Here is a 21,781-nt window from a genome sequence, read left to right on the forward strand (position 1 = left end):
TCTCCCTGCTTATTGGGTCATCAATGAGGCCATTTGCCGCAGCGGTCCTTTTTTTACCAGCTTTCCGTCATGATATAAAAGCGCCAGCTTGAGGGGGCCGCCATTTATCACTATGGAGGCCACATTATCGGGGCTGATAGTGATGCGTCCAAGGGTCTTCCCTGTAGGCCACTTTATTCCCGTAAAGGTGGTATAAACCAGTTCGGAACAGACGATTTTGTCCGTCGTCTCTACATCAAAATTAAAGTCATATTCCTTGCCGACCTGGCGAAGGGCCCTTATGATTGTCTCGCCCTTCTCCTTTTTCGTCATTTCCTTTCCACGTATGACAGCAATATCATCAATGTTTAAAAAGCGGGTAAGCCTATTCATTTCCACGCCTGGTCTGAGCGCCTCCACCACGCTGCGGCCCGACTGGATTTGTTCATGGTATTTTTGAACAACAGCATGATCCCATATGCCGAGCGCTTTGAGCTCTTCCTCTGTTCCAATCCAGATGGCCACGTGTCCCCAGTGACCGGGGATAAATTTGTCAGTGAGGCGGAAAGGGGTTTTTTCCAGCAAAATATCCCCGGCCCTTAGTTCCTGCTCCAGCTTTTCCAGAACATCAAAACGGCCATAGAGTTTGCCCTTTCTTGACTCAATAAGACCGAGTGTATTGCCGAAAATCATGCTGAAGAGATTAACGCCGTCCTTGCCGAGGCTATTGAGCGTATCCGTCGTCATCGCTGAGAGAAAGCGGACTTTTCTTCCAAGAACATAAAGCGGAGAAAACTCCTTTGTCATATTGTAGGAAGGGCTCTGGGTAATGAGTGTATTTAGATAAGCCCTGTCTTCATCTTCAAGAAAAGAAGGGGGCGCCTTTTCCAGTTCTTTTTCGTAAAAGTAGATGCCGGACCTGACTCTCTGCCTGTTATAGGCCGAGTTGTAACTGATCGTAATCTTTGCCAATTGAGCGGCATTTATGTTGTAGCCCGAGTCGCGTTCATTAAGAAAGCGGCGCAATTTTTCGTCTTCATCGAAGATGGAAATGGCAAGCAGATAGTTATCGTAAAGTACCATGGCTGCTGAAAGGGAAAGCATGACTCCTTCCAGGCGTTCCGCTTTGCCGATCCCCTTTTCCCTGAAATCCTCCTTCTTCCACCGGGTCCAGCATTCATGGGCCTCTGCCAGCCGGTAGAGCTTCTTTCTAAGCTCAAGATGGGCTATTGTTCCCCTGTTAAGTGTGTCCAGGTCCTCACCGTTGAGCGGTTTGCGGGCGGCAATTTTTGCCTTCAGTTTTGCCGCCAGCCGGATCGATTCCTCCCTGTAAACGAGAGATTGCTCTACCAGGGGGAGGTAGGCTGCAAATTCCTCTTTCAGGGATGCTCTGATTTGATAAGGGCTTCCACTGTGATGCCTCTCTATATGCCCCTGGCAGGATTCATCGGGAATCGGGGTTGACTTTGCTCCTAAAGAGTTGTTGGCAAGTTCAGCCAGGGAAGTGCCCGTAAGGAGGAATAAAATGGCTGCGGCGGCAAATAAGCTTTCCCTGTATTTGAGATGGGTTTTCATGGATTAGGCCTCCTTATTAAGTAATGTCATTACAAACCTGTTTTTCCCTTGTTGCTTTGAACCTGCTCCCTCTGGCATGAAGCATAGACTCCTCCGAGTATCCAGCTTTTAAGATTTCTCCTCGTACCTCGTCGAAATGACAGCATGATTAACCTTGTTAAAGCTCTTCACCCCTCTCTTGTCATTTCGAATCAAAGGGAGAAATCCTGGCGTTTTAAAAGCTATTTCTTAGCATCTCCACAATACTCAAAGTCCCCGCCGCCGCAAAAAGATGTTTGAGCGTATGTCCACTAACGACATTCCCCCATGAATAAACAAGTTCATCAAAATACTCAAACATTTTAGCAAGTGCATAAAAAAGAAGAAGCCATAAAATATAGGGCCAGTAAGCCGCATGGGTATCGTAAAAAACAAGTATGACAGGAACAAGTACCATAGGCAAAAACTGGACAATAACGTAAGGCCTGAGATCACCTCGCCCCTTTTTTTCGCTCCAGGCCCAGTAGAAAACACTTACCACACCAACCATAAGCAGGGGCAAAAGCAAAAATTTTCCTGCTGCGGCACTCACCACCTCCGACAGCACTGAACAAAAAAAGCCGGCAAAGGCAATGGTCATGGGGATACGGTCCCAGACGAGCCTTTTATTATCAGGTTTTACGTGATACCAGGCCGAACCGAAAGCGGTCAGGCAAAGGCCGATAAAGAAAGTCAGATAAGAAGTAAACCCCGTAATATGGCCGCCGCCGTTATTGATTGTGAGCAAAGCGGCAATCCCTGAGAGACCTGTAAAAATAAAAGCGCTGTTTGAAAGAACATCCATCCCATTGGGCAGGCCAAAAATCCTCCGATTATCGGCAAAAATATGGTAGTTATTATTTTGTGCTATGGGCCTTTTAAGAACAAAAAGGGTGACAACAGGAACAGAGGAGAAAATAATTAAAAAAATATCTTTGCTATTCATTATTCTTACCTTAATCTGCAGCCGCTGATTTGGAAATCCCCGCCTTTTCTCTTATCGTCTCAATATCCAGTTTATCCAAAAAGCGGGGAATATTTTTCCATATTTCATGATAGCCATAGCCTCCCTCCACCATTTCCTTTAGCGCCTCTTCTTTGCTCCACCCCTGTACTGCCATGCGATAAACGGCGTTCATCATACCCGTTCTGTCGGCGCCGTGAAGGCAGTGAACAAAAACAGGGGTCTTGCTCTTATCGGTAACGATTTTCAAAAAGGCGATAACATCGGCTTCATTAAGGCTCCAGGCATTCATGGGAATCCTTTCATAGCCGATGGTCACATCGCCTATTTCATCCAAATCAGAGTGAAAATTTCGCAAATTGACAATTGTTTTTATCCCCATTTTTTTAAGTATGGGGATGCCTTCCTTTTCAGGCTGTGCCCCCCGGTAGAGATGCCGGGACACTTTATGGAAATTGGGCAGGCCTTTCTCATTTATGGGAAGGGCCCATTTTTCAGGTCTGGCCCTCTCTCCAGGGGCCGGGGGAGCGAAAGCTGCGGGCAAAAGGAAGGCAACACTTATAATAAAGAGAAGAAATCCGCTCCTCCATTTGCTTTTTTTATTGATCTTTATCAATTGCGGCAACATCATTTTTCAGTCTCCTTTTTGGGCCCCTTTTTTGCCGAAGTTCCCTTTTGAGCCAGTTCCTTCGCAAGGTTACCCAGCCCCTTGAGGTCGAGCTTTCCAGATCCCAGTATGGGGAATTCAGGGGTTTCATAAAACTCTTTTGGAATCCAGAGGTTGGGAAATCCCTCCTCTTTGAGCTTGTTCATAACTCCCCTGGCATCGATACTTGGCGTCGCTTCAGGAAGGTGAAGGACAACCAGTTTTTCTCCCTTCGATTCGTCACTGACGGCAGTTACGACAACGAGAGGCTCGCTAAAGCCAAGAATGTTATTAATCGATTCTTCCACCTGTACATGTGGGACCATCTCTCCCCCTATTTTTGAAAAACGGCTCAGCCTTCCTACTATATGAATAAATCCCTCTTCATCGATCTTTGCAATATCACCTGTAACATACCAGCCGTCATGCAAGACGCCGGCCGTTCTTTCTTTATCATTGAGATAACCCTTCATGAGGTTAGGACCTTTGACTAGGAGCATTCCTTCACTGTTATAGTCAAGCTCCCTGTCGTAATCTTCAGGGTCAACCACCCTGGCTGAAAGCCCCGGCAGCGGCAACCCTACACTGCCCGCCTTTGTTCCCTTCTGTTTAATCCCTTTTTCGTTAAAGTCAGGGGCATTGCAGGAAATAACAGGCGACATTTCCGTGGCGCCGTACCCCTCGACAATAGAGAATCCAAACTTTTTATGAAAAGCTTCTGCCACACTTTGCCGAAGCTTTTCAGCCCCTGCAATGGCGACACGAATATTCTTGAATTGCTTTTCACTGCAACGCCTCGTGTAAAGGCTATAAAATGTGGGTGTTCCCAGCATGACGGATACATTATATTTTTCCGCCATTTCTCCTACCTTTTTAGCATCGAGGGGATCAGGCACATAGGCTGTAAATACGCCCTTCAGGAGCGGCAGCCAGAAGGTGATGGAATAGCCGAAGGAATGAAAAAAAGGAAGTGACCCGAGCATCCTGTCATCAGGCCTGAATTGAAGCACCTGGTTTACCATGTCACCGTTGGATATGACGTTAGCATGACTAAGCTCTACCCCCTTGGGATCACCTGTCGAACCACTTGAAAAGATGACCGTCGCCCTGTCTTCCGGTGAAGCGCTGCTGTGGCAAAAGAGCTTTTCCAGTACTATCGAGGGGAGGAGAAGAACGGCAAGCATGGTTCCTGCTTTGTCTCCTTTAGTGACCTCCTTCATCAGGTCTTCCAGGTAGACAAACTGATCAAGCTTGTTAATAGCTGCTTTTTTCACAAAAAGCTTTGATGTAATAATTGTTTTCATGCGGCACTTTTCAATATATTTTGCTATGGCGTCATCGCCTGCCCTGAAGTTGAGGTTAACGGCCACATTTCCTGAAAAGCCGGCGGCTATATTGGTCAGCACCCCTGCCACCGATGAGGGAAGCATGATCCCTATCAGCTCTCCTTCACCACATCGGCGCCGCATCTTTTTTGACAAAAGGATAGAAGCCGTCATGAGCTTAAAATAACTGAGCGGTTTGCTGTTCGTATCGGCCAGGGCACTCCTGAACATGAATCGTCTGGCTGTCCTGATAAAGTGTGCAGAGAGGGTCCTGTACTCCTTCCCTCTGGCGGCAAAGGCCTCACTGCCGAGTTCCGACACTTTTTGCCTCAGGTCAAAGGCTTTAACATGCACGTCTTCAGCCTTACCGAAAAGGACCGTTACGGGATAAGGGAGACGTTCAGGTATTTTCCTGAAAAACCTTCCTCCCTTGAAAGAGAAAATGCTTCCCCATAATTTATCGAAACAGACGGGAATAACGGCAGTATCTTGAGGCGCCTTTTTGAGAATAAGCTCCACGCCTTTCCTGAAGGGAAGCATAAAGCCGATGCGCGTAATAGAGCCTTCAGGGAATATGCAGACCACTTCACCCGCTTCGAGTGATTTTACTACTTCCGCCATGGCATCTTTTGACGCCTTTTCCGACAGGGGAATGCATCCTGCCATCCTTAAAAACCAGCCCACAACAGGCTTGTCGAAAAAAGACCTGTAAACGACAAATCTCACCTTTCTGTGAGGAATGGCATACTGCAGGAGCAGGCCGTCGATAAAACTCATGTGGTTAGGTGTGAGAAGCACGGCGCCCTTTTCGGGAATGACGTCGACGTTGACGGTCTTTATCCTGTAGATAGTGTGAGTAAGGAATCCGAGGGATAGCCTGAAAAAAGCTTCGGGAAGAAGATAAAAAACATAGGCTGAAACGGCAAAGCTGAAGAGACCCAAAACAAAGAGGATATTGCCGGAAGAAATTTGGAATGAATGGGAAAGAAGATAAAGCGCGCCCGAGGAAATAAGCATGCCGAGATTTGAAAAGAAGTTGGTAAGGGCAATAAAACGTCCCCTGTTTTTATCATCACTTTCAATCTGGAGGAGGGTGTTGAGGGGGACATGAAACAAACCTCCAAAAAAACCGAGAAGGGCAATATCAATCATTACAAAAAAGTAATTTCCTGATATAGAAGGGAGAACGAGACAAGTCAGGCCCATTCCAATGGAGCCGGCGGGAATAAGCCCCAGTTCTACGCGGTATCTCGATAGCTTTGCCGCCACAAGGGAGCCTGCTGAAATGCCTGCGCAGAGATAGAGCAGAAGCAGCGACGCCTGGGAAACTTTACTTAGTCCCATTTCCTGGGTGGCAAAAAGCAGCAGCAGCATCTTGAAGAGCGCGGCAAGAAACCAGAAATAGCAAATACCTATCACTGTGAGCCTGAGTGTCCGATTGGTTTTGAGCGCCCTGAGATTATGGAAAAAATCTTTAACATTGAAGTTTTCACGGGTAGAAGAAGGAACATGGTCGACTCTTAACGTATAGAATAAGCCTGTCATACTAATGAGGGAGAGAATGATTATGGGTTTTCCAAGGCCGCTATACCCATCGGCTAAACTGAAGGCGCTAAATAAAAATGATCCGCCCACAATCCCGACGATTATGGCCAGAAATGTCCCCATATCAATAATTCCATTGGCCTGACCAAGCCTTTTTTCCTCAACGATTTCCTTTAAAATGCCGTATTTGGAAGGGCTGTAAAATGTTGACTGGCTTCCCATTAGAAAAACGAGAAAAAAGAGGCTATAGAGGCTCTTCATAGATAAAGCGGCAAGGGCTATGCCAAGAAGGAACAACTCTGTTCCTTTAAAAATAATTAAGACCTTTCTCTTTGAATAACGATCTGAAAACCAGCCCGCCAGAGGAGAAAAAAGCACAAAGGGCGCTATGAGCAGCGCCCCGAGAAGAGCAAGGTAGGAGTCATACATCTCTGCGGGCATAATGGTGAGGATGATTCCAAAAATGATCATTTGCAGCGCATTATCATTAAATGCCCCTGTCGCCTGCGATATGAACAGGCCCGTAAAACTTTTTCCCTGAAAGATTTCTCTCGATTTCATAATACCTTTACCCCTTTCATCATCTTATTGCCGTCGCTGCCATTCAAATTTCTCAGGAGATTCATATAATGCCCTTTTCTCTTTGAAAAGGCCGCTTCACTATAGATTTCACGAAACAACCAGAGAAGACCCTTTTCAAGATCATGTACGGACATATTCTTCGGTTTGAAGTTGACATCGAAAAGCGTACAGCTGTCCCAGTATTTTTCCTTTAAAAGGCGTCCTTCCAGGCGAAGCCGCTCATATAGTTTTGTCCCCGGAAAGGGGGTAAGTACCGTTACCTGGGCCTCGATGAGTTTGGACTCGAATATGAAGTCCCTTATCTCTTCAAAAACGTGAGGCCCATCGCCATCGAGACCGGTTATGAAGCAACCGTTTACCGAGATCCCTTTCGACTGGATTTTATGGATGGCCTCAAGATATTTATCCCTTCCGGCAAGCTTCCAGTTGCTGCTGTCGATTCCATTAAGGCTTTTTTTAGAAACACTCTCAAAGCCGATGAGCAGTTGGCGGCAGCCGCTTTCACGGAGCAAGTGGAGCGCTTCATCGTTATCAGCGATAGAAATATCCGTCTCTGTAAACCAGCGGACCTTCCTTTTAGAAAGCGCCATTAAAAAATGTTGCGTCCATTTTTTATTTACAAAGCTATTGTCATCGGCAAATTCTATAAAAGGATGTTCCCACCTTTTGACAATCCTGTCAACTTCTTCCATGACTTTTTCTACAGGCTTTTGCCTGTACCATGGACTGATAAGCCTGGAGGAAGCGCAAAATTCACAATTGTGTATGCAGCCCCTGGAGGTCTGTATTGTAATCCTGTTATATTTGTCGATATCGAGCAAATCAAAACGCGGAAGAGGTGCCTTTGAAAGATCAAAGGGTGCTTTTTCAAAGGAACTGTAAAAGGGTTTCAGCTTTCCGGACCTGAGATCGGTAATGACATGCTCCCACACTGCTTCACCTTCACCGATAATAACGGCATCTGCATGTTCCTTCGCCTCTTTGGGCAAAGAGGAGACATGAAGTCCCCCCATAACGACAGTCGTTCCTTCTCTTCTCAGAATATCGGCTACCCTGTAGGCCTCATAAATCTGGGCAGCAAAAGAAGATATGGCGACGAGATCATACTTTCCCATCCCTTCAAGCTGTGATACCTCTTCTATTTCCCGGTAGTCAATCTCCATATCTTTCGGTGTGCAGGCAGCGAGCGTCAAAAGTCCCAGGCTCGGCATAGATGAAATTACCTTTCCCCTGCGTACAAAACCTGGCAGTGTAACACCAAGCGCTGCAAGCTCCTTTGATTTAACGCGTACCCCACTCATTGCAAGAAAACAGATTTTCATAGCAGCACCCCCCAGGCCATAATTAACGCGGCCACCATAAATGACGTGGCAGGCAGGACAAGAAAATATTTCAGTGAATTCTTATAGGCCGCTGCCATGCAGCCAGGGGGCATACCAAGGGCAGCAAAAATCATTGTATAAGAACCGAGCTGCATCAGCTCCGGAGAGAGATTGATATTGGCCAGCTCCCTGCCGTACAGAATATTAATAATGGAAAGAGCAATAAATGCCACGTGACCGAGACGAACAAAGCGCCTGGGCAGGGATGAATAATCCTCTAATCCTGCCGGGCTCTTGACGGGCCCGGCGAAAGACCAAAGCCCCATGATCATGCCCGATATGATACCTCCGTTAATCCATAACCATCCGAATGTAATATTTAGCTCTCCCATTTCATTGCCTCCCGATAAAGTTTCTCTTTGACTAATTTATAGAGCATCTCCTGTGCCGGCAGACATGGTCAAAATTAAGCTTTGATTATTAACTACTTAGCTAATTGCAGTTAAAATCTCACTATAAAATCCCCAAAGTGAATTGACAATGATTGACAAGAGGTGTACATTTGGTGAACAGATAGAGCCCATATTCAAATGAACGCGGTATTGCTTTTACCCCCTCTCCCTTGATGGGAGAGGGCTGGGGTGAGGGTGAAAGCTTCTAGCAATTTACACCTTTCCCCCTCCCACCAGGGTTGAACATTATCCAGCCAGACAAAGCTGATAAACGCTATTTCACTCCTGGAATGGAGATTTAAAGAGGAGCCAAACCATGAAAAAGCTATTCGACGATAAAGACCTATCCTTCGGGCGTGCCATCTCGAAACTTGCCTACTGTAACCCTTTCTTACCCGAAAGAATTGAATATGAAAGAGAAGCTCTTGGAGATAATTTCGATGAAGGGGAGGCCCACTGGAATATAAAAGCCGGCCACTACGATGAGAGGCCCAACCTTGTTAAAATCATTACCCTTATGGAGGATTTTTTAAAAAGAAAGTGCAGGCTGCTTAAAGAAGGGAAAAAGGGAAACAAGGAAGAAATGGCTCTTTATACTGACATGGTTCTCTTTCTCCTCTATCACCGTTATCATGAACAGTTGCAGGCCATTATCGATGAAGCGGAGAAGCAAGGGAAATGTGCAGGGAAAATATCTTTTTTTATTAATTTCAGGAAAGACGCTTCCTCCTTTCTTGACCTTCCCAACTTTAAAGATGCCATTGATAGTCCTCATATTTTCGCATGCTTCTTCCAGCTAAGACGTGCCTTTCACCATATCTTCAGCCACATTATCGGAACTTCCCATGCTGCCACAAAACTGAGAGCCTCTGTCTGGCAATCCATATTTACTCACGACCTTAGACGTTACCAAAAAACGCTTTATTCCATTATGGGTGATATGACGACACTCATTACAGGTCCTTCGGGAACGGGGAAAGAGCTGGTAGCAAGGGCCATCGGTATGTCGAGATATATCCCCTTTGATGAGCAAACAGGAAGATTTGAAGCCGACTTTACAGGGCTCTTCCTGCCGCTCAATATTTCTGCCCTTACGCCGACACTTGTCGAGTCGGAACTTTTCGGACATAAAAAGGGGGCATTTACAGGAGCACTTCAAGACAGGGCCGGATGGCTTGAAAGCTGCTCTCCAAGGGGAACGGTCTTTCTCGACGAGGTAGGAGAAATAGACGCCGCCATACAGGTGAAACTCCTGCGCGTATTACAGGAAAGAACTTTTCAGCGTCTTGGCGATACAAAGAATTATACTTTCAAGGGAAAGATCATTGCCGCCACCAACCGCAATCTCTCCAAAGAAATGGAAGAGGAAAATTTCAGGAGCGATTTTTATTACCGCCTCTGTTCTGACATTGTTAAAACGCCCTCTCTCTATGATCAGCTAAGGGAATCGAAGGATGAACTGAAAACACTGGTTCTCTTTATCGCTAAACGACAGGTGGGTGAAGAGGCCGAGCCCCTGGCACGTGAAGTGGTCGGCTGGATCGATAGCAACCTGGGTCGCTATTACCGATGGCCCGGCAATATTCGGGAGCTGGAGCAGTGTATCAGAAATATTATGATAAGAAATGAATATACCCCTCAGTCGGTATCCAATACGGATAAGGACAAGCAGTTCCTGGCAGAAATCCAGTCAGCTGCATTAACGGCGGAAGAACTACTGAACAGGTACTGTTCAATTGTCTATTCACAAACGGGAAGTTACCAGGAGACGGGGCGCAGGTTGGGCCTTGATCGGCGGACGGTGAAGGCAAGGGTTGATGCGGGGGAGGACAATTAATTCCATTTCAAAATCCCTCTCAATACCCTTAAGGGGCATACCCCCCCCTTTTCTAAAGGGGGAAGCTAGAATCCCTCCCTTTTGTAAAGGGAGGTTGGAGGGATTTAAATCTCTTTCTTAAAATTCTGAGACTATATTTATTCTGTAAAAAGCTTAAATTTGCCTGTTTATTCGATCACATGTTTGATATTTGTGGAATCTCTGGTATAAGTTAACGCACGGATAGAAGGTATATAAAATAAATGTTAGAGCGTATGAAATACACTTTAGATACAAACTGCATAATTGATCTTGAAGAAGGTAGAGCAGATGCAATTCATTTGAAAAAACTTATTTCAATGCACCGAAATAACGATATCGAGTTATTTGTCGTTGCTATAAGCGCGTCTGAGAATCAGAAGGGAGGCAAAACCAGTAAAACATTTGATGATTTTTTATTAAAGCTGTCTGCAGCAGATCTTGAAGATACAAAAATGTTACTACCAATGCTATATGGGGGAGTTTCTTTTTGGGGTCATACAATATGGGGTGCGGCTCCAGGTGCGAAGGAATTAGAAGAAAAAGTACATAACATCCTTTTCCCAGGCACACCAATTCAGAACCCTCAACAAGTACAATATTCCGAGAGAAAATGGAGAAACAAAAAGTGCGATGTGCAAATTGCCTGGGCGCACATTTATCATGGCAACGATATACTAGTAACCGGAGATGATAACTTCCATAAAAATGCTGAAGCGTTACGAAATATTGGGCTTAATCAAGTTATCAGACCCTCTGAAATTTAGCCTTGTAGGGCGAGTAAGCCTGCGCCACCCGCCACAGAATTGATTACTGCAGGTAATATGTGAAAGGGAAAAACATTATTGTGAAACAGTATAAATATACATTGCTATTCATGGGATTATTTATTTGTTTTCAATGTTTATCGGGAGATACATTTGCTCAAACAACAAGTTCACCCCAGAAAGTATCCATTAAAGAAACAAATGATAAGGCAAAAAAGCTGCTATGGAAAGGTGATATCCAGAAAGCAATTGAATTATGGCTTAGTGCTATTGATTTGAACCAAACGATAGAAGCGTCAATGAAGGCCGAAATTTTGAACAACCTTGGCTTTGCCTATTATCAATATGATTGGTACGAAAGTGCAGAATATTATTTGCAGTCAGCTAAACAGATAGCTCCTGACAGGTGGTCTATTTATCTAAATCTTGCCGACTTGTATTATGATAGCGATTTTTTTCAGCAGGCTATTAAAAACTATGAAATTCTTTTAGATTTAAATCCTAATTACAAATACAGAGATAATATTATAAAAAAGATTAATCAAATAAAAAACGATCACCTTGACTTTAATTTATATTCATTAGATGAAATAAAAAATGACTTAAAGATGAACAATGAAAAACTCATGTTCCAAAAAGAAGTTATTTTAGATGATACTGAAAGACCTGATTATTTAATAACATTTCATAATATTAAAATTGATTCTATAGGGATAGTAGTTATTGTTTGGGCTCAGGTTGAAAAAAAGTTTAAGAAAGTATTAGAGTTGCTTGGCAGTCATTATGACGAATTTCAAATATTTAAATATGGTGACAATCATTTTGTTAAACTTTTAGAAGAATTACCTGGTAGCGGCCTTTATACCGAAGAAACTGTTTTCTGTGTTTTACCTGACAATACTTGGCAGAAAATTCCTTTTGACAGAGCAGATAATGGATACATAAAAGGACTGAAGAAAAATCAATATGTAAGGAAAGCCTATAGTAATTTTACTGACAATGAGATGAATTATACTGTAACTATTGCAAATGAAAACGATCCAAATTGTTGCCCTTCCGGTGGTAGCATATATGGCACCTACAATCTAACTGGGAAAATGACTTTAAATAAGAATAAAAACATTTATGATACAAGTTTCATTATAACAGGCCGTTAGGATCGTAGAGTACGTAAGCTTACGCCAGCCGCCGTATGAGCTATCCAACCAAAACAAAAATCTGCATCCTATCTTGCACCAGGCTCCTGCACCGGTTTATCCCGAAAATATTTAAAGGAAAAGACAGCCATGAAGATTGTTTCAACAACTGATTTAGATAAAATTCCAAGTATTCACAACCCGCAAGTCAATAAACTTGAAATACTCCATGCCGGCGATGTTCCGCATATTGATAAGGTAGGACAGGTTATTTTTGCTCCCGGGCAAATCATTCCAATTCATACGCATGCGGATATTCATGAGATTTTCTTTATTAGATCCGGGAATGGTGTTATTCGTTGTAACGGGGAGGAACGCCATGTAAGAGAAGGTACATGTATTGTCGTTGAGCCAAATGAAGCCCATGAAGTAGAGAATACCGGTTCAGATACCATGTTACTCATCTATATAAAGATGGATTCCGTCAGTTCCGGAAGTAAATTAAAAGCAGCGTAAAAGAGAGGCCCGTAAGGCGGGTAAGCCTGTGCCACCCGCCGTTTGCCCTATTCAAATCCCCCTCAATCCCCCTTTCTTAAAGGGGGAAGCATGAATTCACCACCACCTTTATTTATTTCCAAAAAAACGTTATCATAACTCCAAATTCACACAGGAAATAAACTGATGAAAGACAACATTTTCGACTCTTCTGAAATACAGGGAGAGTTTAAGTTTGACGAAAAAGTAGCACAAGTCTTCGATGATATGCTATCTCGCTCCGTTCCCTTTTACGGCGAAGTGCAACGCATTATTGCCGAACTGTCACTTAAATATTGGCAGGAGGGGACTAGAATATACGACCTCGGCTGCTCTACGGCAACGACGATCATCAATATCTGTAGCATGGCCGGTGATAGAAAGCTACTTATTACCGGTATCGATTCATCGGAACCGGTAATAGCAAAGGCGAGAGAGAAAGTGGAAAAGGCTGGTCTCAAGGATCAAGTTGAGCTACTTTGCAGTGATATTAATGATGTAGAATTTAACAATGCAAGTGTTGTAATCATGAACTACACACTCCAGTTCATTACCCCCGAAAACAGGCCCACACTTATTAAAAAAATATATGACGGACTTGTCGATGGCGGAATTCTTCTCCTTTCGGAAAAGGTTCTGGAAGAGGATGAAGAGATGAGCAACCTTTTTATCGATAAATATTATGAATTCAAAAAGAAAATGGGTTACAGCGACCTGGAAATCGCTAAAAAAAGAGAGGCCCTCGACAAGGTGCTCATTCCTTTTACTGTAGACAGTGAACTGGATCTTCTGAGGCAGGGCGGCTTTAAAAACCCGTCCCTTTTCTTCAAATGGTTTAACTTCGCTTCATTTATCGCTGTTAAGGGCAGAAGCAATGGATAACTACCTGGAACCTTTTGCCGACCGGATCGAGATCGAGGAAATCAACGGGCTTCGTGCAGAGAGGGACACATGGATGCTAAAAAAAGGCGCCCTCCCTTTCAAGGCTGCAGTCGAGACTCTGCCGGCGTTCAGCAGCAAATATATAGACCTCTCAGGCGATACCATAACCATAGGAAAACGGGAAGAGCTGACGGAAGAACAGTTTGAAGCGCTTTTAAAAGCAGCTAAGACCCTCCTTCCCTGGCGCAAAGGACCCTTCAAGCTCTTTGATCACTTCATTGATTCGGAATGGAAAAGCAACTTTAAGTGGGACCGCATCTATCCACACCTGTCCCCACTAAAGGGAAAGGTCATTGCTGATATAGGATGTAACAACGGTTACTACATGTTCCGCATGGCCCATTACGATCCCAAGCTTGTTATAGGCTTCGATCCTATGCCGAGATTCAGGTATATTTTCAACATGGTCAATCGTTTCGCTTCTCTTCCCAACCTTAAGTTCGAGCTGTTGGGAGCCGAACATGTGCATCATTTTAAAAACATGTTTGATACCGTTTTCTGCATGGGAGTCCTCTACCACAGCCGAAACCCTATCCAGATTTTGACCGGGATCTGGGAGGCCATGAAGCCGGAAGGCGAGCTTATTGTGGAAGGAATAGGAATCCCCGGTGAAGGCTCTTTTGCAATTTTTCCTGAAGACCGCTATGGAAAAGCAAGAAATGTCTGGTTCATTCCCACGGCAGACTGTCTGGCAAACTGGGTCAAAAGGGCAGGCTTTAAAGATGTGGAATGTTTTTCTATCGATAAAACAAATTCGGAAGAACAAAGAGCAACGGAGTATGCGCCATGGGAAAGCCTCGATGATTTCCTCGACCCAAAGGACCCTTCGAAAACGGTAGAAGGCTATCCGGCGCCGGTAAGGATCTGCATAAAGGCCAGGAAAAAAACAAACTGAAAAACCTCTTGATAACAAATCAATATTAAGCTAGCCTTGCTTATGGAGGGAGATGAATAATGAAGAAAATCTGCTTGCTGATCACATTAATGCTTTTTCTTTATCCCGGCTATTCCAGAGCAATGGAAGTCAATTTCCTGAAATTCTGCGAATTTCTTGAAGTGGATTCAGAAGAACTTTCCAAAGATGCCAAGGCAGTTACTATCTCCTGTGTCGCCTTTATAAAAGGCGTTGTTGAAGCGCATAAAGCTTTGGTTATGGAAAATAAAATTAAACCGCAGTTCTGTAAGCCGTCGAGGGTAACTTACGGTAAAATCGGATTAATGTATCTGGAATACGAAAGAAAGCATTCCCCCAAGCCTCACCAGAATGAAGCGGAATTCTTATTGCAGGCCCTTAAAGACGCATACCCCTGCAAATGAAGTCCGCCACTTTACTTCTTCCCGTTATTTCTGAATAAGCTCTATTTTGTAACCATCGGGATCTTCAGCAAAGGCAATGACTGTCGTCCCATGCTTCATGGGGCCCGGCTCTCTCACTATTTTACCGCCCAGCGCTTTTATATGGTCGGCCATTTTATAAATATCGTCAGTTTTTACGGCAATATGCCCGAAAGCATCACCCATAGTATAAGTTGACCGGTCCCAGTTGTATGTTAGTTCTATTTCATGGCCACCGCTGTCGCCATAGGCGACGAAAGCAAGGGTGAACTTCCCGCCGGGGTAGTCCTTTTTCCGCCTCAGTTTCATTCCCATTGCTTCAGTATAAAACCTTATTGATTTGTCAAGGTTTCCCACCCTGACCATGGTATGTAAAATTTCCATATAAACCGTCCTCCGCACATAATTTATAATCTTGATTCAACTATACGGACATCCTGCTGTCAAGGCCGGAAACAGTTTTTATATTGCAGATGAAAATCCTTGATTTATTAGGTAAATCTGTTAGTATTTACCATGATATATTAGTGACTTATTTTGAAATTCCCCCGAGAAGGTTCGATATGATTATTCAGTGCGATCAGTGCCAATCCAAATTCAAACTTGATGATTCCAAAATCACGGAAAAAGGCGCCAAAGTAAGGTGCAGTAAATGCAAACATATTTTTACGGTAAAAAAGGAAGCGCCGCCTGTCGAAGAAAAGCAGGCGCCGTCAGCAACCCCTCCCGTGGAGAAGGAAGCGTTTAAAGAATCGATGCCTGAAAAAGAAGAAGAAAGTCAAGATTTTGGCTTTGAGGAAGAGGAAGAAACTGAAAGCAAACTTCCCGGCGAAGAAGATATTTTCGGAGAAGAGGAAGAGGAAGATCTGTCAGGCTTTGGGGGGGGGCTGGAAGAAGAAGAAGAGGACCTTACCTGGGGTGATCTGGGAGGTGAAGGGGAAGGGGGGGAAGAAGGAGAAGGAGAAGAAGATCTTGAAGATGATTTTGAGATAAATGAAGAAGACTTCGGCCTTGGAGTGAGCAGAGAGGCCACTCCAGGGGAGCCTGAGAGTGAAGTGCCGGGTCCAGAGGCCGGACCCGAAGGCGAAGGCGAGGCCGGTGGCTTCGGGCTCGAAGGCGAAGGCGAGGCCGGTGGCTTCGGGCTCGAAGGCGAAGGCGAGGCCGGTGGCTTCGGACTCGAAGGCGAAGGCGAGGCCGGTGGCTTCGGACTCGAAGGTGAAGGCGAGGCCGGTGGCTTCGGGCTCGAAGGTGAAGGCGAGGCCGGTGGCTTCGGACTCGAAGGTGAAGGCGAGGCCGGTGGCTTCGGACTCGAAGGTGAAGGCGCCGGTGAAGCTGAGGCGCCCGGTTTTGGAGATCTCGACCTGGATGCGAGTGGCGAGTTGGAAACGGAGACAGCCGCACCCGAGCCACAAGCTATGGAAGAAGAAGTCCCGCAACCACCGCCGCCACGACCGGAATGGGAAGAAGAAAAAGAATGGACAGAAGAAGAGACACCTGTAGCCAGGAAAAAGAAAGGTACTTCCCCGATGGCTTTGGTTCTTTTGCTGATCATCGCCCTGGGAGGGGGCGGTTATTATTTGGCAACCAGTGGAAGGGACATGAACATTGGCGGCTATAATGTCGGAGAAGTCATTGATAACTTGCTTGCAAAGGCGGGCCTTTCAGAATTAGGGCCACAGGGGCAGATAGAAATTACTAATCTTAATGGCTATTATCTTCAGACAGATAAAAATGACCTGGCATTTGTTATTGAAGGAAAGGCGGTAAATAAATTTAACGGGCCGAGAAATTTCATAAAAATAAGAGCCGGTCTTTACGATGGAGCCGGTAAAGTTCTTATGCAGCAAGATGCGTACTGCGGAAATATCTTTAGTAAGGACGATATTGCATCTTTTACCAGGGCTAAAGTCCGGTCGCAAATGAAATCCAGGCTGGGCAAAGGTCTCATCAACAGCAATATTGCACCGGGAAGTGACGTTCCCTTTATGGTAATACTCTATGATATACCTGATGCTCTGGCAGAGTTTGATGTACAGGTTTTAGGCTCGGAAGATGCCATGCAAAAAATCCGGTAGGGCATGGCTGCAATAAGCAAAATGTTCTTGATAAAACAGCTTGTTATAAGATAATCTATGTTTTTTTGTTTATATTTATTTTAATTTTTTCAATCTTATTGGAGGTATTATGGCTGCCAGGGTTCAAATTAACGTACAGGATCACTTTCTTAATCAGGCAAGGAGAGAAAAAGTAAAAGTCAGGCTTTCTCTAATAAGCGGAAAAGATGTTGAAGGCTATATTAGAAGCTTCGATAATTACAGTTGTGTTGTTGAGGAAAACGGAGATGCCCATCTCATTTATAAACATGCGATAGCAACCGTTTCCCCTTTAATTCCGGAAAAAATGAAAACTTTAATTTCATTCCATGAAAAATAACAAAAATCTGGTTTTTTCATAAGGATAATATCTCTATGGTTTATTATTTTATTTCATCGCTAAAGCAGGTTCCACCGGCTCTAATTCTTACGGCCACTTTCTTGTTACCCCTGTCATATGCAGCTAAAGCCAATGCATCCGGCGCTGAAGATCATTTTATTCAGGAAACAGAAAGGGGCCAAATTGACTGGGTAAAAGGTGTTGTCAGATCAAAAGGCGCAACCTATGAATCGGCAACTGACAACTCGGCAAATGTTGCCGTGAAAAAAATGAAGACACTTCGTCTGGCAAAAATAGAGGCCATGAGAAACATCATCGAAACGATGAAATCCATTCGGGTAGATTCAAGTTCCACTATTGGGAATTACATGGAAGGTTCCAGCTATATTCGGAAGAAAATGCATGAAATAGTAAGGGCAGCAAAGGTTATTGAAAAGAACCCGCTTGATGATGGGGGAATGGAGATAACCATTGAGTTGCCCTTGAAGGGCCTGCTCATGGAGACAATGATCCAGGGCGGCAGTGATGTAAAGTTACCGGCAAGAGGGGAAGAGCTGTATACAGGCCTTATTATAGATGCAAGGGGACTGGAACTTAAGCCTGCCTTATCTCCTAAAGTGCTTAATGAATATGGAAGAGCGGTTTTCAGTACCTCTGTTGTTAAGCGGGGAGCGCTTCTCTCCCGGGGATTGGTTGCTTACAGCAGCAAGGTAGAGTATGCTGAAAGGAGCAGCAGGGTTGCAGACAGGCCACTCCTTATTCGGGCCTTAAGAAAGTCCGGTTTAAATGGCGTCAATCTTGTTATTTCCCGGGAAGATGAAGCAAAAATTAAAGATCCCTCAAGCAATATGAGCTGGCTTGCGGAGTGTAGAGTTATCCTCCTGATCGATTGATGGCCCTGATTTTTAGGGCATACAAATTCTCAATTCATTAGTATGAATTCTTCTTACATCATCATCGCCGCTTTTTTCTTTTTTTATTTCTTCGGTTACCGGTATTACGCCAGGAGGATTGAAAGGGAACTCGTCAATCCGGGAGATAATGAAACTCCGGCTTTTTCAAAAAGAGATGGTGTAGATTATGTCCCCGCAAAAAAATCAATTCTTTTTGGCCATCACTTCGCCTCCATTGCAGGAGCAGGGCCAATCATCGGACCTATCGTTGCACTTGTTAATTTTGGATGGCTTGCAGCGTTGGCCTGGATAGCTGTCGGTAATGTTTTCATTGGCGCTGTCCACGACTATCTCACGCTTATGCTTTCTGTCAGGAACAAGGGCGTATCCGTTGCGGATATTGCTGACCGGGCTATGGGCAGAAGGGCGAAAAATATCTTTTCCATTTTTCTCTACCTCGCCCTTGTTCTGGTCGTGACCGTCTTTGGCATGGTAGGCGCCAATACGCTGGTAGCTCAGCCGGGCATGGTTATTCCAACCTTTGCCCTTGTTCCTGTCGCCATCATATTCGGCTGGGCAGTTTATGTGAGAAATGTTCCCCTGCTGCCTGCAACCATAGTCGTAGTGGCCATCAACGCAATGGCTATTTATATTGGATACCATAATCCCGTAGCTTTTCCCAAAGAGGGCATTGGGGGAATTTCACCTATCAATATCTGGTTTGCCATCCTGATGATTTACGCGGCCCTTGCTTCTGTCTTACCTGTTAATATTCTTTTGCAACCCAGGGATTATATAGCCACATTCAACCTCTATCTTGCTATGCTTATCGGCTTTGCCGCTATTCTCTTCGTACGCCCTGAAATGAACGCTCCACCGGTAGTAACGGTTTTCTCGGAATCAAAGGGGCCTATCTGGCCCATGCTCTTCGTTCTTGTCGCCTGTGGCGCTGTATCGGGTTTCCATTGTCTCGTCTCCAGCGGAACAACATCAAAGCAGCTTTCCTGCGAAAAGGATGGCAAAGCTATCGCCTTTGGCGGTATGCTTTTTGAGGGTTTCCTGGCGGTCATGACTTTGGTGCTTGTCGGCGCCGGTCTTTACTGGACACCGCCCCTTGATGGAAACACAGACATGGTCAGGTATGGTATCAGGGAAGTGATGACTTCAGGAGGGTGGGTCGTGGCATTCGGCAATGGTTTCGGCAGTATCGTTAGTCAAATGCTCCCTTTTCTCGGTTTTTCTATCGCTTCAATGATTGCAATGACAGCGCTCAAAACCTTTATTCTTACTACACTTGATTCATCGACAAGAATTGCCAGGTTTATCATCGAGGAATCCGTTGGCCGCAAGGTTCCGGTTTTTTCAAATAAATACATCGCTCTTTTATTAGTCATTGTTCCCTCATACGTGCTGGGAATTTCAAGTGGATATACCAAAATATGGCCCATTTTTGGCGCAACCAACCAGCTCATTGCCGCACTGGCTCTTATGGTTGTTTCTTCTTATCTGGTAGGAGTAAAAAAACCGCTCAAATATACCCTCATTCCGGCCTTATTTATGATTATCACGACAATAGCCGCTCTGCTATGGCAGGCATTCAACTTCTATTCGGGAGATAGCCCGGACTATTTTCTTGGCAACCTGTCACTCATTCTTGTGGCGCTGGCCCTTTTTGTCGGTTATGAAGGTTTGTCTGTTTTTCTAAATCTTGAAAAAAATGAAGAAGCCATTGCCGAGGCATAAAGAACGTTCATCATTTGGATCAAAAAGGCGGGAAAAAACTTGAATGCCAGTCATCCTCTTTACGTAATATGACGGCCTGACTCTTCATAAGGCTTAACGCAGCCACGGGGGACAGCATAGAATCAATCAATAAAAAGGATTAAAAGCAAAATTACTTTATTTCTATTTTCTTTTGTGTCATTTTTTAAAGGGAAACTGCTTTTTTCTAATTCTTATCGCTTTCAGCGATAAGAAAAAGGGGTATTTCCCGGCATATTACTTGCTTCTGTATTATTAGCTTCTATTGAAAGGCTTATGGAGGACTTATGCCAAAAGTGTTGATTATTGGTGGAGGGGAAGGCGGAGCGCTGCTGCTTCCCATCCTGAATGAAGACAAGAATATAGAAATCCTCGGTGTCGCCGACATCAAAACGGATGCACCGGCTATTTTTAAAGCGAGAGAGCTTGGAATTCCTACCTCTGACAGTTACAAAGAATTACTTAAAACCTGTTCACCCGAGGTTATTATTAATGTAACAGGGAGCCGGGAAATATCGGATGATCTCTACCAGAGAAAAGAAGCGCATACGGAAATACTGGGAGGCCTCAGCGCTAACCTTCTTTTTAAACTGGTCGACGAAAGAAGAAAGAGTGAGGAGCAGATATCAAGAAGTCTGCAGGAGCAGCATATGCTCTATGATATCGGGATCATGCTTTCTTCCTCAGATAAGCAGGAAGACATGCTGCTCACCATTATACAGTATGCCATGAGACTAACCGACATGCCTGCAGGCAGTATTACTTTATATAATGAAACGACAGGTAAAATGGAACTGATGGCCAGCGTCGGTTTTAGTGATTCATTTACAACCAAAACCTCATGGGATATAGAGAAGGGGGGCTTATCAGATCATATTTTGAATGAGGGGAAAACAGTTGCCATAAAAAATATAAAGGAACTCATAAAGGTTGACAGACCGGCCCTGGAAGCGGAAAATATCAAATCTCTTCTTGCAACACCGCTTATCGCAGAAAGAAAGACAATCGGTATTCTTTATGTCGATGATTTTGAAGAGAGGGAATTTACCCCGAAAGATGAATCTATTATCGCCCTGCTGGCAACGCAGGCGGCAGCAGCTATCGAAAAACTGCAACTTCTCGAAAAAACGAGAAAACTGGCCATAACCGATGAATTAACGACACTGCATAATCACAGGCACTTTGTCCACCTTCTCACTGAAGAGTTGAAAAGGGCCAAGCGCTATTCACGGCCCCTTTCAGTTATGCTTATCGATATCGATCATTTCAAACATTATAATGACACCAACGGTCATATTGAGGGTAACGATGTTCTTAAAGATGTTGCCGCCGCAATGCTTCAAAGCATCAGGGATATCGATATTCTGGCAAGATATGGGGGCGAAGAATTTGCCGTTATTCTTCCTGAAGCCGACAAGGCTGAAACGGGCAAATGCGCTGAAAGGGTAAGGAAGGCTATTGAAGGCAAAAAATTTGCCAACCAGGAAAAACAGCCTCTCGGTAACCTGACGGTAAGTATCGGTTATTCTACCTATCCCGAGGACGCAAAGATGCAGAGATCACTGCTAAACAGGGCTGATATCGCACTTTACAAGGCAAAAGAAGAAGGAAGAAACAAGGCTATCGCTTTTAGACAGTAAATTTCTTCAACGGCTTTTACCCCTCATAAATTCAATTGCAGATTTGATCTCCCTTTTCCTTCCCTTTATGCAGGTTC

General features: G+C 44.5%; 19 protein-coding genes. 12 read left to right on the plus strand and 7 right to left on the minus strand.

The window, feature by feature from the left end; genetic code table 11:
- Positions 1-9 precede the first annotated feature (9 nt).
- The 6 genes from OEV42_04450 to OEV42_04475 form a co-directional block, all read right to left on the minus strand.
- The gene (locus tag OEV42_04450; protein MDH3973512.1) at positions 10-1,554 is read right to left on the minus strand and encodes a YiiX/YebB-like N1pC/P60 family cysteine hydrolase; all 1,545 of its coding nucleotides are present in this window, start codon (positions 1,552-1,554) and stop codon (positions 10-12) included.
- A 214-nt stretch (positions 1,555-1,768) separates the two neighbouring features.
- Entirely contained in the window at positions 1,769-2,518 is a 750-nt protein-coding gene (locus OEV42_04455; protein MDH3973513.1) for an alkaline phytoceramidase, read from the minus strand.
- A gap of 10 nt (positions 2,519-2,528) precedes the next feature.
- Positions 2,529-3,167 (minus strand): dual specificity protein phosphatase family protein, encoded by a 639-nt coding sequence (locus OEV42_04460; protein ID MDH3973514.1) that lies wholly within the window; start codon positions 3,165-3,167, stop codon positions 2,529-2,531.
- Positions 3,164-6,613: an acyl-[ACP]--phospholipid O-acyltransferase gene (locus tag OEV42_04465; GenBank protein ID MDH3973515.1), complete on the minus strand. Its 3,450-nt coding sequence runs from the start codon at positions 6,611-6,613 to the stop codon at positions 3,164-3,166. The genes OEV42_04460 and OEV42_04465 overlap by 4 nt, the downstream gene beginning before the upstream one ends.
- Positions 6,610-7,956, minus strand: a complete 1,347-nt coding sequence (locus OEV42_04470; GenBank protein MDH3973516.1) for a B12-binding domain-containing radical SAM protein — start codon at positions 7,954-7,956, stop codon at positions 6,610-6,612. The genes OEV42_04465 and OEV42_04470 overlap by 4 nt, the downstream gene beginning before the upstream one ends.
- Complete coding sequence (locus tag OEV42_04475) at positions 7,953-8,348, minus strand: hypothetical protein (GenBank protein ID MDH3973517.1); 396 nt, start codon at positions 8,346-8,348, stop codon at positions 7,953-7,955. Before OEV42_04475 ends, OEV42_04470 begins: the two co-directional genes overlap by 4 nt.
- A gap of 376 nt (positions 8,349-8,724) precedes the next feature.
- Between OEV42_04475 and OEV42_04480 the strand changes: the two genes are divergently transcribed.
- The 7 genes from OEV42_04480 to OEV42_04510 all read left to right on the plus strand — a co-directional run bounded on the left by OEV42_04480 (position 8,725) and on the right by OEV42_04510 (position 14,959).
- The gene (locus OEV42_04480) at positions 8,725-10,245 is read left to right on the plus strand and encodes a sigma 54-interacting transcriptional regulator (protein ID MDH3973518.1); all 1,521 of its coding nucleotides are present in this window, start codon (positions 8,725-8,727) and stop codon (positions 10,243-10,245) included.
- Positions 10,246-10,487: 242 nt separating this feature from the next.
- Entirely contained in the window at positions 10,488-11,030 is a 543-nt protein-coding gene (locus OEV42_04485) for a hypothetical protein (protein MDH3973519.1), read from the plus strand.
- 59 nt (positions 11,031-11,089) lie between these two features.
- Entirely contained in the window at positions 11,090-12,187 is a 1,098-nt protein-coding gene (locus tag OEV42_04490; protein ID MDH3973520.1) for a tetratricopeptide repeat protein, read from the plus strand.
- Positions 12,188-12,316: 129 nt separating this feature from the next.
- The gene (locus tag OEV42_04495) at positions 12,317-12,682 is read left to right on the plus strand and encodes a cupin domain-containing protein (GenBank protein ID MDH3973521.1); all 366 of its coding nucleotides are present in this window, start codon (positions 12,317-12,319) and stop codon (positions 12,680-12,682) included.
- Positions 12,683-12,847: 165 nt separating this feature from the next.
- Positions 12,848-13,582, plus strand: a complete 735-nt coding sequence (cmoA, locus tag OEV42_04500; protein ID MDH3973522.1) for a carboxy-S-adenosyl-L-methionine synthase CmoA — start codon at positions 12,848-12,850, stop codon at positions 13,580-13,582.
- Positions 13,575-14,537, plus strand: coding sequence for a tRNA 5-methoxyuridine(34)/uridine 5-oxyacetic acid(34) synthase CmoB (cmoB, locus tag OEV42_04505; protein ID MDH3973523.1), 963 nt, complete (start codon positions 13,575-13,577; stop codon positions 14,535-14,537). The genes cmoA and cmoB overlap by 8 nt, the downstream gene beginning before the upstream one ends.
- 59 nt (positions 14,538-14,596) lie before the next feature.
- Positions 14,597-14,959, plus strand: a complete 363-nt coding sequence (locus OEV42_04510; protein MDH3973524.1) for a Rap1a/Tai family immunity protein — start codon at positions 14,597-14,599, stop codon at positions 14,957-14,959.
- A gap of 24 nt (positions 14,960-14,983) precedes the next feature.
- On the opposite strand, the gene gloA is transcribed toward OEV42_04510, so the two are convergent.
- On the minus strand, positions 14,984-15,361 hold the full coding sequence (gene gloA / locus OEV42_04515) for a lactoylglutathione lyase (protein ID MDH3973525.1): 378 nt from the start codon (positions 15,359-15,361) through the stop codon (positions 14,984-14,986).
- A gap of 179 nt (positions 15,362-15,540) precedes the next feature.
- Between gloA and OEV42_04520 the strand changes: the two genes are divergently transcribed.
- From OEV42_04520 to OEV42_04540, 5 genes are all read left to right on the plus strand, one after another.
- Positions 15,541-17,052: a zinc-ribbon domain-containing protein gene (locus tag OEV42_04520; protein ID MDH3973526.1), complete on the plus strand. Its 1,512-nt coding sequence runs from the start codon at positions 15,541-15,543 to the stop codon at positions 17,050-17,052.
- 109 nt (positions 17,053-17,161) lie between these two features.
- Positions 17,162-17,410: an RNA chaperone Hfq gene (gene hfq / locus OEV42_04525; GenBank protein MDH3973527.1), complete on the plus strand. Its 249-nt coding sequence runs from the start codon at positions 17,162-17,164 to the stop codon at positions 17,408-17,410.
- Between the two features lie 35 nt (positions 17,411-17,445).
- Positions 17,446-18,303 carry a hypothetical protein gene (locus OEV42_04530; protein ID MDH3973528.1) on the plus strand — a complete coding sequence of 286 codons (858 nt, stop codon included), beginning with the start codon at positions 17,446-17,448 and terminating at the stop codon, positions 18,301-18,303.
- 42 nt (positions 18,304-18,345) lie between these two features.
- Positions 18,346-20,046 carry a carbon starvation protein A gene (locus OEV42_04535; GenBank protein MDH3973529.1) on the plus strand — a complete coding sequence of 567 codons (1,701 nt, stop codon included), beginning with the start codon at positions 18,346-18,348 and terminating at the stop codon, positions 20,044-20,046.
- Between the two features lie 305 nt (positions 20,047-20,351).
- Positions 20,352-21,704, plus strand: coding sequence for a sensor domain-containing diguanylate cyclase (locus tag OEV42_04540; GenBank protein ID MDH3973530.1), 1,353 nt, complete (start codon positions 20,352-20,354; stop codon positions 21,702-21,704).
- The last annotated feature ends 77 nt before the right edge of the window (positions 21,705-21,781 follow it).

It is taken from the genome of Deltaproteobacteria bacterium, assembly GCA_029860075.1.
In the GTDB taxonomy this organism is placed as follows: Bacteria; Desulfobacterota; JADFVX01; order JADFVX01; family JADFVX01; genus JAOUBX01.

What these genes read in the sequence shown, in the direction of transcription:
- OEV42_04535 (MDH3973529.1), top strand. Translation starts at nt 18,346, where the DNA reads ATGAATTCTTCTTACATCATCATCGCCGCTTTTTTCTTTTTTTATTTC.
- OEV42_04465 (MDH3973515.1), bottom strand. Translation starts at nt 6,613, where the DNA reads ATGAAATCGAGAGAAATCTTTCAGGGAAAAAGTTTTACGGGCCTGTTC.
- cmoB (MDH3973523.1), top strand. Translation starts at nt 13,575, where the DNA reads ATGGATAACTACCTGGAACCTTTTGCCGACCGGATCGAGATCGAGGAA.
- OEV42_04495 (MDH3973521.1), top strand. Translation starts at nt 12,317, where the DNA reads ATGAAGATTGTTTCAACAACTGATTTAGATAAAATTCCAAGTATTCAC.
- OEV42_04470 (MDH3973516.1), bottom strand. Translation starts at nt 7,956, where the DNA reads ATGAAAATCTGTTTTCTTGCAATGAGTGGGGTACGCGTTAAATCAAAG.
- OEV42_04455 (MDH3973513.1), bottom strand. Translation starts at nt 2,518, where the DNA reads ATGAATAGCAAAGATATTTTTTTAATTATTTTCTCCTCTGTTCCTGTT.
- OEV42_04480 (MDH3973518.1), top strand. Translation starts at nt 8,725, where the DNA reads ATGAAAAAGCTATTCGACGATAAAGACCTATCCTTCGGGCGTGCCATC.
- OEV42_04510 (MDH3973524.1), top strand. Translation starts at nt 14,597, where the DNA reads ATGAAGAAAATCTGCTTGCTGATCACATTAATGCTTTTTCTTTATCCC.
- OEV42_04540 (MDH3973530.1), top strand. Translation starts at nt 20,352, where the DNA reads ATGCCAAAAGTGTTGATTATTGGTGGAGGGGAAGGCGGAGCGCTGCTG.
- OEV42_04530 (MDH3973528.1), top strand. Translation starts at nt 17,446, where the DNA reads ATGGTTTATTATTTTATTTCATCGCTAAAGCAGGTTCCACCGGCTCTA.
- OEV42_04460 (MDH3973514.1), bottom strand. Translation starts at nt 3,167, where the DNA reads ATGATGTTGCCGCAATTGATAAAGATCAATAAAAAAAGCAAATGGAGG.
- OEV42_04485 (MDH3973519.1), top strand. Translation starts at nt 10,488, where the DNA reads ATGTTAGAGCGTATGAAATACACTTTAGATACAAACTGCATAATTGAT.
- OEV42_04520 (MDH3973526.1), top strand. Translation starts at nt 15,541, where the DNA reads ATGATTATTCAGTGCGATCAGTGCCAATCCAAATTCAAACTTGATGAT.
- OEV42_04475 (MDH3973517.1), bottom strand. Translation starts at nt 8,348, where the DNA reads ATGGGAGAGCTAAATATTACATTCGGATGGTTATGGATTAACGGAGGT.
- OEV42_04450 (MDH3973512.1), bottom strand. Translation starts at nt 1,554, where the DNA reads ATGAAAACCCATCTCAAATACAGGGAAAGCTTATTTGCCGCCGCAGCC.
- cmoA (MDH3973522.1), top strand. Translation starts at nt 12,848, where the DNA reads ATGAAAGACAACATTTTCGACTCTTCTGAAATACAGGGAGAGTTTAAG.
- gloA (MDH3973525.1), bottom strand. Translation starts at nt 15,361, where the DNA reads ATGGAAATTTTACATACCATGGTCAGGGTGGGAAACCTTGACAAATCA.
- hfq (MDH3973527.1), top strand. Translation starts at nt 17,162, where the DNA reads ATGGCTGCCAGGGTTCAAATTAACGTACAGGATCACTTTCTTAATCAG.